The organism is Thiospirochaeta perfilievii, from assembly GCF_008329945.1.
Lineage (GTDB): Bacteria > Spirochaetota > Spirochaetia > DSM-2461 > DSM-2461 > Thiospirochaeta > Thiospirochaeta perfilievii.
On record NZ_CP035807.1, the window covers coordinates 3,262,221 to 3,274,302 of the forward strand.

At 31.6% G+C, this 12,082-nt stretch carries 7 protein-coding genes; 5 read left to right on the plus strand and 2 right to left on the minus strand.

Translation table 11 applies throughout. The annotated features are described in order from the left end of the window. Positions 1-12: 12 nt before the first annotated feature. From EW093_RS15165 to EW093_RS15185, 5 genes are all read left to right on the plus strand, one after another. Positions 13-1,275: an ABC transporter substrate-binding protein gene (locus tag EW093_RS15165; RefSeq protein ID WP_187759736.1), complete on the plus strand. Its 1,263-nt coding sequence runs from the start codon at positions 13-15 to the stop codon at positions 1,273-1,275. Between the two features lie 146 nt (positions 1,276-1,421). Further along, complete coding sequence (locus EW093_RS15170) at positions 1,422-7,325, plus strand: Ig-like domain-containing protein (RefSeq protein ID WP_187759737.1); 5,904 nt, start codon at positions 1,422-1,424, stop codon at positions 7,323-7,325. A gap of 51 nt (positions 7,326-7,376) precedes the next feature. Further along, entirely contained in the window at positions 7,377-7,895 is a 519-nt protein-coding gene (locus EW093_RS15175; RefSeq protein WP_149569215.1) for a LacI family DNA-binding transcriptional regulator, read from the plus strand. A 20-nt stretch (positions 7,896-7,915) separates the two neighbouring features. Continuing rightward, positions 7,916-8,383 carry a LacI family DNA-binding transcriptional regulator gene (locus tag EW093_RS15180; RefSeq protein WP_246745120.1) on the plus strand — a complete coding sequence of 156 codons (468 nt, stop codon included), beginning with the start codon at positions 7,916-7,918 and terminating at the stop codon, positions 8,381-8,383. Next, complete coding sequence (locus tag EW093_RS15185) at positions 8,383-9,294, plus strand: hypothetical protein (protein WP_149569217.1); 912 nt, start codon at positions 8,383-8,385, stop codon at positions 9,292-9,294. Before EW093_RS15180 ends, EW093_RS15185 begins: the two co-directional genes overlap by 1 nt. Here the strand turns inward: EW093_RS15185 and EW093_RS15190 are convergent. Continuing rightward, positions 9,256-10,032: a PilZ domain-containing protein gene (locus EW093_RS15190; RefSeq protein WP_149569218.1), complete on the minus strand. Its 777-nt coding sequence runs from the start codon at positions 10,030-10,032 to the stop codon at positions 9,256-9,258. The genes EW093_RS15185 and EW093_RS15190 overlap by 39 nt on opposite strands. A 23-nt stretch (positions 10,033-10,055) precedes the next feature. Continuing rightward, complete coding sequence (locus EW093_RS15195; protein ID WP_149569219.1) at positions 10,056-12,047, minus strand: bacteriohemerythrin; 1,992 nt, start codon at positions 12,045-12,047, stop codon at positions 10,056-10,058. Positions 12,048-12,082: the final 35 nt, after the last annotated feature.

Consider the following 12,082-nt stretch of genomic DNA (forward strand, 5'->3'; position numbering starts at 1 on the left):
GGTAGGTTTACATTGAAAGGAAAAGTAATAATAGCAGGTCTTATATTATCATTAGGCCTGTTTTTAACATTTTTAATAGTCATAAATAACAGAAAAAAAATAGAAGGTGAAATTAATTTAGTAATTAATTCCTCAAATAGTAAATACGATAATTTTAGTGAAAATATTTTGAAATCTTATTCATATAAGAGTGATAAGAGGGTTAAAATTACCACGTCGGTTAAAAATGAATCAAATTATTTAGGATATATAAATAAAAGTTTTTTATTAGAAAACAGTGAGGATATTTTTTATACAGTTTTTAGCTCTCAGTTATATAATAGTTTAAGGGAGAAATCAGGGCTTAGATACTTCGATAATTATATAACGGAAGATCTTGTAAAACCATTTTACACCTTAAGTATGGATTCAAGTAGTTATTTTTATATACCTATAACTTGGTCTCCTTGGGGTATATATTATAATAAGGAGATCTTTAAAGAGTACAATTTGAAAGAACCTTCTACCTTAGATGAGTTAGATACTCTTTGTGCAAAGATGCTAGATTACAATATTACTCCTTTTTCTATGCTACAAGATTTAAAATGGCCAATAACCGCATGGTTTGATTACCTTAATATTAGATTAAACGGTATTCAGTTTCATAAAAACTTATTAAATGGATTGATTGAATTTACAGATCAAAGAGTCTTACAAACTTATGAAAGATTATATCTATTGATAAATAAAGGATATTTCTATTTCGATGATTCGATTGAGTGGACAGAAATGTTAAAACAGATTGATAGCAGAGAAACAGCTATGGTTTTAGGAGGAGCATTTTATTACGAAAATGCATCAGAAAAATTAAAGAAGAATTTAGGTTGGTTTCCTTTCCCTCTAGTTGATGTTGGAGAAAGTTATAATGAGATAATATCATCTTCTGGTTTTGTTGGCAAAACTGTTGCAGGTGTAAATGAAGATGTTTTCGAAGACTTCTATAAATATGCTCTATCAGAAGGTGGACAAAATATTGTAGTAAATTATTCAAATTTATATCCTATTAACGAAAAATCTTTAAATAAACTAAATCGAGAAGATTTAAATAAAGCATATACTCATATAAAAAATTCTACATCATTAACATCTTCCTTTGAAAGAAATAGTAATGAAACAATTATACAACCTCTTAAATGGTCTATTTCTTCATTATTTAACATTAGTGATAAAGAAGAAATAAAAGTAATTTTAAGCAAACTAGAAGAAATTCGTATCTCAAGTCTAAAATTGGAATAATATAGATAATATTAAAGAGATGTTTAAAATATATCGTTAATTAAAGTATAGTCTAAATACAATATTACCAAATATTAATATTTGTTGTAATCCTGTAATAAATAGGTTAAAATAGTACAAAATTTACACTTTTAATGAGGTTCTTAATGAAGAAATATATCTATATATATCTACTGGTTATTTTTCTACCAGCAATTGGTTTTTCCCTAGGACAGACAGAGGAGTCCGATTATAAACAGGTCTCTGGAAAGGATAACTGGGAGTATGAAGTTCCTCTAGAAGGGAAGGAGCCTGGAGAGTATAATCTTCTAATAAGAGCTAAAGACAAGGCAAATAATGAGGTGTTTACTGGCCCCTTTGATATCTTTGTTGATCCAGAGTCCGATCTACCACTAGTTTCAATTACAAATCCATCATCCTTTATGAGGGTTGGTGGTAATCTTAATATTGTAGGTACTGCTAGGGATGATGATAGTGTAGATAAAGTTTTAATAAAAGTTAATGATGGTGAGTTTGAAGAAGTTGTAGGTACACAGTTCTGGAGCTACTTTTTAAGTGCAGATAAAGTAGAGGATGGACAGCATACAATAACTGCAAAAGCTGTGGATATTAATGGTCTAGAAGGTAGGGAGGTCTCTGTAACCTATAATCAGGACACCTTAAAACCTACAAATACAATAGAGAACTACAGTAATGGAGTTATTTTTTCAGGTAAGGTTAATATTAAAGGTAAGGTTGTTGATGCCAATGGAATAAAAAATATATCCCTTAGTACCGATGACCAAAAATCATATAACTCTATAAAGTTTGAGAAGGATAAAACCAGCGAGTTTTATTTTTTTGATATAGATATAGATACTAGAAAATTAGAAGATGGGCCTAATATCTACTGGATTAAAAGTGATGATAAAACAGGTTCAACAGCCTATACTGCATTTCTCTTTTTTGTCGATAATATTGGACCAGAAATAACCATTATTGACCCTGTAGAGAAGGATATACTAAATGGTAGGGTCTCTTTAAGTGGTAAAATTAGTGATAAGATTGGAATAAAATCCTTTAAATATATATATAACGAAGTAGAGAAAGAGATAACATTAAAAGCTGGGAACCCCTATTGGACTACAAATATAGATTTTTCAGCTGAGAATAAAATCGATCCTGAAATAGTTTTAATTACAGAGGATACATCTGGAAACTCCACAGAGTTAAAGTACAAATTTAATATAGATAGAGAGAGTGATAAACCTCTACTTAATATAACATCCCCTCTATTGGATACAACATATAAAGAGGATCTAATAATTGAGGGGTATGTTACAGATGATGACTATGTAAAGGGGATATCCTATACATTAGATGGGGATGAACCAGTTGTAATAGAGACATTTAACTCTTTCTCTAAAACATTAGAAAATCTGTCATCTGGATCCCACACAGTTAAACTTAGGGCTATAGATAGTAACGATCTCTATGGAGATGAGATTGAAATACCCTTTGTTATAGATGGAAAATCCCCTGAGATTTTATTAGAAAACCTAAAAAAAGGTGAGAGTGAAATACCCTTTACACCTGGAATAAATGTGACTACAGATGGTGGTTATAGTATAAATGGAAAAGTTTTATCTGGTAATAACATAGTCTCTTTAAAGTATAAGATTGGTAGGGGGGATTTTATTGAGCTTCCCCTTAAAAAAAGTGACAATATTGGAGAGACAAAATTTGCTATAAACATTGATAGTAGTTTTTTTTATGGAGTTCTGGATTTTACCATATATGCTAAAGATGAGTTTGGGAATGAAGTCTCTAAAGAGTCTAATATCTATGTAAAAAACTACTCAGTAGTAAATGAAAATTGGGGTCTATCCTACGCCTCTCTTCCTGGAAGAAATAATATTCTATTAAGGGAAAATAAACCATTTACTATCTATTTTAATGGGCCAGATATTAAGTCGGTAGAGTCAGAACCAAAAAGCGATGTTATTAAAATAAATAATGATACTCAAGTTATTACAATATCAAGTGGAAAAGAGGGCAGAGTAGAGGATTTAAAGTTTATAGTTAATACTGATAAGGGTGTATATGAAACTACTAAGTTTAACTTTAGTGTAGATGTTACAAACCCTATAATAGTGCTAGACAATCCAAAGTTAAATTCTAATCAATCTACAGCCTTAGCTGTTTCTGGTTCTATTAAGGAGACTCTATTAAGTAAGTTAGAGTATAGGTACTCAAATGAAGAGGGATTTAAGGATATTAAGTTTTCAGGAACCACTGGAGATTATAGTTTTAGAACTACTCTAGATATTCCTGTAGTAAGTAGTGAATCACTATCAATAGAGTTACAAGCAACGGATAATTTTGGAAACAGCTCTACAATTAGTAGATCCTTTGGTATAAATGAAAATAAGTTTGTTCAGACTCTTCTTAAGGAGGAGTTAGATTTAAATAGTGGGAAATCCTCTGATAAACCTGTTTTAGAGGTTAACTACCCACAAAATAACGAGGTATTTTTTGATAAGCCTCTGCTCTCTGGGTTTACAAGGGATGATGACTCTATTAAGTCTATTAAAGTAAGTGATGGTTTAGAGGGAGGTAAAGAGATAACTGTAGCAACAAATGGTTTTTTTGATATTCCTCTTACAGAGTTTGGTGAGGGGTCTAAAACCCTCTATGTTACAGCAATAGATATTAATGGGGTCGAGTCTAAATCAAAAAAAATAAGTTATACATTTCAGGCTAAAAAGAGTTCTATAAATATAAAAAGATATAGAGAAGAAGCTTATGAAGGGGATTATAACCTTGGTGTTTTAATTAATAGAGAACCATCTGCATCTTTGATTGGAAGTGTTCTAGAGGATATTAATGGAGACTTAAGTTATAGAATAAATGATGACCCTTTAAAGAAAATTGAGATTATAGATGGCAGTTTTACCATTAACCTACCAAAGGGCCTTCCATGGGGAAGAAATGAGGTTCTCCTTACTTATACCGATATGTATGGTAGAGAGGAGAGCTTCAAATCCTTCTTTTTTATTGTTGATAAGATAAATATAAATGGTATAAAGGATGAGTTAGGTCTATATTTTTCCGATGAAAGATTATCTAGTGAGTATATTGATCTAGGTTCAAATAAGCCTTTAATTGGTTATTTTAATGGTAGAAGTATCAAAGATATAACTTTAGAAGCAGAGAAAGGCACAGTTCCTGATTTTATAGAAGTAAAAAATAGAGATAATACTATTATTATAGACTCTAAGGGAAATGGTATATCTAAGGGTGTTCGAGTTGTTGTTACAACTGTAGATAATGATATATTTTATTCAAACTTTTTTAAGTTTATTAAAGATGATTTTAGTCCGGAGATAGAGTTAGAAACCCTTGATAATCAATTTATTAGGGGTAGCATAAATTTAATTGGTAGGATAAAAGACAACCTAAAAGTAAGTAGTTTAAGTTACTCTATAAATAGTGGAATTACATGGCAGGATCTTGAATTAGCTATACCAAAGGAGCCTGTTAAGAAGGAGAAGTACACAGCTACCTCCCCATTAGATAATATAAAAGTTGTAAAAGAGGAACCAAAAGAGTTTATCTTTACCCAAGAGGTAGATTTTAGTAATAGGGCTGATGGTGGTTATAGCATCTGGATTAAAGGGGTTGATTTAAGTGGCAGGGAAGTTGTAAAAAAAATATCCTTTATTAAAGATAATACAAATCCCGAAATCTCCCTATTTATACCGGGGAACGATGAGATAAATGGTGTAATTACATTAATTGGGAAGTCAAAGGATAATATCGAGTTAGACAGTATATCATACTCTAAGGATGAAAAGAGTTTTACCCCAGTAGTTGCTTCTGGTGTTTTTAACTTTGACATCGATTTTGGAGAGGATGAAGTATTTCCTGAAACTTTTGTAATAAGAGCTCTTGATAAAGCTGGTAATTATAAGGATATATACCCTCTATTTAACATTAATAGGGAGGGGGATAAGCCTGTAGTTCAAATTCAGACACCTATAAATAAAGAGATAATAAGGAATGACTTTATTATTTCAGGTATGGTTTTTGATGATGATGGAGTAGGGGAGATTCTCTACTCGCTAGATGGTGGAGATCTCTATCCTATAGCTAAAAATGAGAATAACTTCTCGGTAAATATTCCCTTAGAGAGTATTACAAATAATGAACATACAATAACTGTAAAGGCTGTAGATGTATTAGGGGTAGAGAGTGATGTTGTAACTTCTACTTTCTGGGTCTCTAAGGAGGAGCCAACTAGTAACCTTATTCTACCAAGCATTGATGATACAAAAAATGGTACAATAAAGCTTGTTGGAACTAGTTTTGATGAAAATGGAATAGACTCAGTTTATGTTTCTACCGATAATGGTGTTTCATATCAAAAAGCCCAGGGTAAGGATAACTGGACATATAATTTTAATACAAAAAATATAAAAGATGGTACATACTCCCTATTTGTTAAAGCAATTGATAAATTAAAAACAGAAGGGTTTTACTCTACCCTTATTAATATTGATAATACCCCTCCTGAGCTTGTGATAATCCAACCGGTTGATGGTGATATCCTATCAGATAAAATTGTATTTAGTGGAAGAAGTAGCGATAATATTGGCCTTAAACGTGTAGATTATAAGATCTATACCCATACCCAGGCAGAAAGTAATAATATAGTTGTAGGGGAAGGAAACCTTACTAACAATGGTATATTTAATATTGATATTCCATTAGAAGGATTTGAGCCTGGTGAGTATAATATAGAGCTAATAGCCTATGATAAAGCTGATAATAGATCTATTTCTACCCGTAATTTTACAGTAACTCCTTCTGATAATGCAGGAGATATTGAGCTTCTATTTCCACAACCCGGCTCTAATCAGACAGGTGTTTTTGAGATATCTGGAAAAATTCTTGGTTTTAAACCTGTAGATTTTGTAGAGTGTTTTATTGATGGGGAGTTATTTAGTGAGATTAAAGTTAATGAATTTAACTACTTTAATCTTAAAGTTAATACTAGAAGTTTTAAAGATGGAGAGCATACTATATCTTTAAAAGGAACCCTTGAAGATGGTCAGGTTTACGATACTCCAAACTACACCTTTAATATTCAAAATAGTGGTGCTTGGTTGGAAATAACAAATATGAAAACCGGAGAGAATATATCTGGAAGGCCATTTTTAACTGGAAAAGCAGGATATATTGGGGATGAGAGTATTACTCCTATCCTAGTAGAAGTAAGTCTTGATAATGGACAAATATTTCATCCTGCAGTTGGTCAGTCCTCTTGGGAATTTAGAGTTGAAACATGGCAGTATGAAGACGGATTAACTCCAATACTTGTACGATCTAAATACTCTAATGGAGAGAGTAAAACAAGTAGAGTTGCTGTTAATATTGATAGAACTGACCCTACGGTCTCTGTTATAGAAGACCTTGAAATGGGTAGGTTTAACGATAGTATTAAAATGTCTGGTACAGCTTTTGATTCCAATGGTTTAACTGATATCTCTGTTATATTAAGGGATGGATCTAAGTCAAACTATGAGGTACCAGGTCTTTTCCAAGGAATGTTTATAGATATTGAGACAGGATATGGAAAGCTTTATGGAACCGGTATAGGATTCACATTTTTTGACGACAATGTAAAACTTCAATTTACATATGGAGAGACAAGAACATCTTCTATTGATGCTAGGATTAAGGGAGCATTTTATGGCGGTAAGTTGTTGGCTAATATCTATACATTAGAGTACGGGGCATTCTTAGGTCCAGATTTTAGCCCATTCTCTTCATCTCTGGCCTTTGGGGCAAGTTTTACTAATAAAACCCTATCTGTAAGTGATATGGATTCAATAATGTGGTACTCAGCTGTTGTAAGTCAATTAGAGTTTATTAAAGTTAAATTTGACTCAAAATATATCAGTTCTCTATCCCTATATTTAGACTTTGAAGCTACACTTATAAGTTCTGAGAATACTGGTGGTTTTTTCCCTAGGTTAGGAATAGGTTCTAGGATAACACTGTTCTAGTAGATACTTTATTTTTTTATACTAATTCTATAAAATAGCTTAGAGGTTTATATGGCAGTAACAATTAATGATGTAGCAAAAATGGCAGGTGTTTCCCATACAACGGTATCATGGGTAATACACAACGATCCTAGAATTACTCAAAAGACAAAGGATAAGGTAAATAAAGCTATTGAAAAGCTAAATTATCATCCTAATTACAATGCGAGAAGTCTTGTTAAGGGTAAAACCGATGCTATTGCTGTAGTTACAAGCTTTTTCTCAACATACTTTGAGTTAAGTGTATTAAGGGGTATAGAGACTGCCATGGGCAACTGTAAGAAAAATTACAACCTTAACCTATACTCCACATCAAATAGGGAAGATGAAGTATTAAACGAGATTCTTTACGGAAGAAGAGCTGATGCAGTAATACTTTTAAGTGAATCTCCATCACAAAAAATAATTAATGATTATAATGCAAAAAACATACCTCTTATTCTTGTAGAAAATTATCATGATGAACTTATATCTGTAAAGTCAAACAGTATTAAGGGGGTAAGGATGCTGCAGATTATCTCTTTAGTATAGGTTTAAGTAAAATTGGAATAATTGTAGAGAATTTAACAGATGAAGATATTCCTGGTCTTAGTCAGGTTGAAAGAATGATAGGGTTTAAAAAGTCCTTTGAAGAGCACGGTTTAACTGTTAATGAAGATTTAGTATTTGAACTAAAACATTTTAGAATGGAAACAGGCCGTAATTTTGCAAGAAAGATTGTTAATGAGAATATCGATATAGATGGAATTTTTTGCGCAGCAGGGGATAAGGTTGCACTAGGTCTAATAGATGAGCTTAAGAAGCTTGGCAAACGGATACCAGAGGATTATGCTGTTGTTGGTTTTGATGATATTGATATAGCAGAGTTAGTATCACCACCTTTAACAACTATTAGACAGGATTTACACGGACTAGGTGAGACCGCATATAATTTAGCTGTTCAGGCTATAGAGAAGGAAGAAATTACCCAGAGACATATAGAGTTTGATACAACATTAATAGTTAGGGGAACAGCTTAATGATAGGTTTAAAGATATATAGCGTCCCAAAAAACATTGAGGATTTTTTTGAGAAAATTAAGAGTATTAATGTTGATACTCTATTTATATCCAAGGAAGTATACTCTTCTAAGGAGTTTGTTTTTACGTTAAAAATTAGGAAAATAACTTTTTACTGTATATTCCAAGTATTTTATAATCCTAGCTATCTTAAAGTTAACCCCTCTGCTTACTCAATAACAGAGAGGGGAGAGAAGGCAATTGATGAGTGGGTACACTTTGTTTGTCCAAGTGATAATAAGTATAAAGAGTACTTAATAGGTGAGGTAGCTTATATAACAGAACAGATAAAACCTACAGGAATAAGTTTAGATTTTATAAGGCAGTTTATCTTTTGGGAAAAAGTTCACGATGTCAGTTCTGAAAGACTTATAAAGAGTTGTAAATGTCCAAGATGTAGGGATAAATCCCCATCTAAGGAGATTACAAACACTGTTAAACTATTTTCATCTTTTATAAAAAAGAGCCAACCAGATTGTATTATCGGCCTACACAGTGTGCCTTGGAAAGAGGGGGAGTTTAATAACGGCTTATTAGAAATTGCAGGACAGGATTTAAATAAATTAGGGAGTTATGTAGATTTTATATCTCCTATGTGTTATTCCCATATGCTAAAAAAAGAGCCTAACTGGATTAACCAAGTTGTAAAGGATCATAAAAACCGGTCACAAATAAGTGTAATCCCAGCAGTACAGGTTAAAGAGTGTTATTTATCAAATAAACTCAATAAAAGTGAGTTAAAAGAGATAATAATAGAGTCTATTAAAAAACCTTCTGGAGGGATTATTTTATGGAGTTGGGATTACATAGTGGATAGTGAAATATATAATTGGTTAAACGTAGAGTTCAGAGACCTCTTTTTCGATATTTGACTGTAGAATATCACCAATATAACCATGAATCTTATTTTTACTATCATCACTCATACTATTTGTAAACATTATAACAACTAATCTCTCTTTATCGGATATATCCCTAGAGCCAAACACAATACCATCAACTAATATTAATTTACCATTTAATTTTAACTGCATTTTTCTTAATAGAGCATTCTTTGATAACTCTACATCTTCATCAAATATACAGGACATACCAACTGAGCTTATATCGTGAATTGTTCCGGTATTTAGTTGTCCTGCAATCTGAACATTAAAGGTTGATTTTGATTTATTTGTTGAAGTCGCTCTAATATACTTTCTCTTTCCCTTACACTCATTTACTTCAAGAGTTTTAAGAATAATCTGTTTACTCTCTTCCTTTCCAAGTTTTAGTTGGATAAAGCCACAGGTAATAGATAGATCCATTAGGTATTTCTCTGCTAAATCATGGTTTTCGTTATATGTCAAAATCCCTATTTGAACTCCTTTTAAGTCCTCATTAGTAGAGATCGACTGAACATAGTCAAACCACTCCTGCTCAGTAAGGTTTTCATCGATATTAATAAATATAATAGAATCATTATACTTTTTTAATAAAAGTTTAACCTTTCTATAGTCGACTAATTTGTATATCTCGTACTCTGAAGATATTAAATCATGAAATACATCCTGCTGAATAACACTATGTGGGTAGAGGAAAAAAACCTTCTTACCAAATTGATTAGAACTCATAACTAATTGTAACAACTCCTTTTTTAGATAACTATATCTTTTCCTTTAAAGAAACTACTATAATCCTTATCAATACCCATTATATGATTAAGAATCCAGTCTTGAAGGAACTCTAGAAGTTCGTTTGATAATATTTTATTTCCAGCCTCAGCATCACTTAATATCTTATCTGCACTATCTAACATATTTTTATGTATCTTTTTATGGGATTCCTTATCTGGATAGTTATACATGTCAAAGGCCTTCTCTTCTGCAGCAAAATGCCAATGTGTATACTCTACTAACTCTCTAATAATATCGATAACTTGACTCTCTCCTAATCCATTTGACATAGCTGTAGATAGCTTATTAATTAGGTCAAAAAGAACCTTATGATGTTTATCAAACTCATTAACACCAACAGATAGTTCCGGTGTAAATGTAACAAAGGCCTGATTATTTATAGTAGATAAAATCTCAACTATTCTGTTTGAATTATCAACTACTTTATTAAAAGTTTTATTTGCCTCTATTAAATTTTCTTTAGCGACATTCTCACAGATAAGTTTTATATTTTGATGAAGTTCGTTATGAACTATGTCTAGATTTTTAATCTGATCACTATTAAGAGATTGCTTTCCAAATTTTGTTATCCACTGACCTAACCTACAATCAGAGCTAGTAATAATACCAGCATCTTCAATAGACATAGTTCCATCAATAATTGCTCTTGATTTTGCTACCCAATTTATATGACCTAGAATTAAATTTTTATATTTAACCTTTTGTGCTAAGTTGGAGTCTGTGTCTGAGTTGGCATTTGACTCTAATTTTGATACTTCTTTTATTAATTTCAATAGTACACCATTTATATCAAAGTAAGACTGAGAAAGTTTAGTTGATACAATATTAATTTCCTTAGACTCATTGTGGAGCTTTTTCATAGACTCATTTAATATTTGAGATAACTCTTTTGTTCCCTCAAATGTCTCTGTAACTCCATTTGCACCAATTTCCATCTCATTCATTGAATTCTTATTATGTTCAGATATCTGTACTAACTCCTGAATGTTTTTTGTAACATTTCTCGCATTACTTAGTAAGGTATCCGATTTATTTGTTATTTCGTTAAATGTATCTACTACTCTGTTAACACCTGTATCAATCCTCTTAAATGTTTCACCACTTTGACTACTCAATTCAGAAGCTAGAGTTATATTTGTATCTAAATCCTTTAATGTAAGAGAGATGTTTTTAGCATTACTAGCAGTTAAGGATGCAAGCTTTCTAATCTCCTCTGCAACAACAGCAAAACCCTTACCGGCTTCCCCAGCATGGGCAGCTTCTATTGCTGCATTCATACTTAAAAGATTAGTCTTAGAAGCTATACTATTAATTACAGTATTTAAAGAGAGAACATCCTCTACACTTCCCTTAACTGTTTTTATAAACTCATTTGTTTTATTTATTTTCTCAGAACCTACTGAAGTTAAGTCTACTAACTCTTTAGACTCCCTAATTCTATCATTTGCTGTTTTGGATATATACTCAATTGATCCGGTCATCTCTGTAATTGAGTTGTAGTTTTCATTTACTTTACTGTTTTGTATAGTCATTTTATCACTAAGACTTGCTATTGAGGCTTGAATCTCTTCTATAGCTGCAGAACCCTCCATAATGTAGTCAGATAAAGTAAGGGTACGCTCCTTATTTTCACTAGCATCAATACTAATATTAGATGCATTAATTAGAATTTTTTGAACTTGGGTACTTAAACGGCTACTCGCCTTCTCTGTATTTATGCTTATATTGTTTATTGACTGGAAAAAAGAGGCAATATTATGCATTCCCTTTTTCAATTTAAGTAGATGTTCATCCCCAGGAATTAGGTCGGGTAGACCATCAGTTTTCTCTATATGTCCCTTAACAAAATCATCAATAACTTTATAAAGATCATCCTTTTTATCCCTTTTTTTTAATAGAAGAATAGTTTCTAATATTAAGGCAATTATTAAAATAAGTATAACTATTAGCATTTGAACTCCAAATTTTAAGTTATACTCATTTTAAT

What these genes read in the sequence shown, in the direction of transcription:
- EW093_RS15170 (WP_187759737.1), top strand. Translation starts at nt 1,422, where the DNA reads ATGAAGAAATATATCTATATATATCTACTGGTTATTTTTCTACCAGCA.
- EW093_RS15175 (WP_149569215.1), top strand. Translation starts at nt 7,377, where the DNA reads ATGGCAGTAACAATTAATGATGTAGCAAAAATGGCAGGTGTTTCCCAT.
- EW093_RS15185 (WP_149569217.1), top strand. Translation starts at nt 8,383, where the DNA reads ATGATAGGTTTAAAGATATATAGCGTCCCAAAAAACATTGAGGATTTT.
- EW093_RS15190 (WP_149569218.1), bottom strand. Translation starts at nt 10,032, where the DNA reads ATGAGTTCTAATCAATTTGGTAAGAAGGTTTTTTTCCTCTACCCACAT.
- EW093_RS15195 (WP_149569219.1), bottom strand. Translation starts at nt 12,047, where the DNA reads ATGCTAATAGTTATACTTATTTTAATAATTGCCTTAATATTAGAAACT.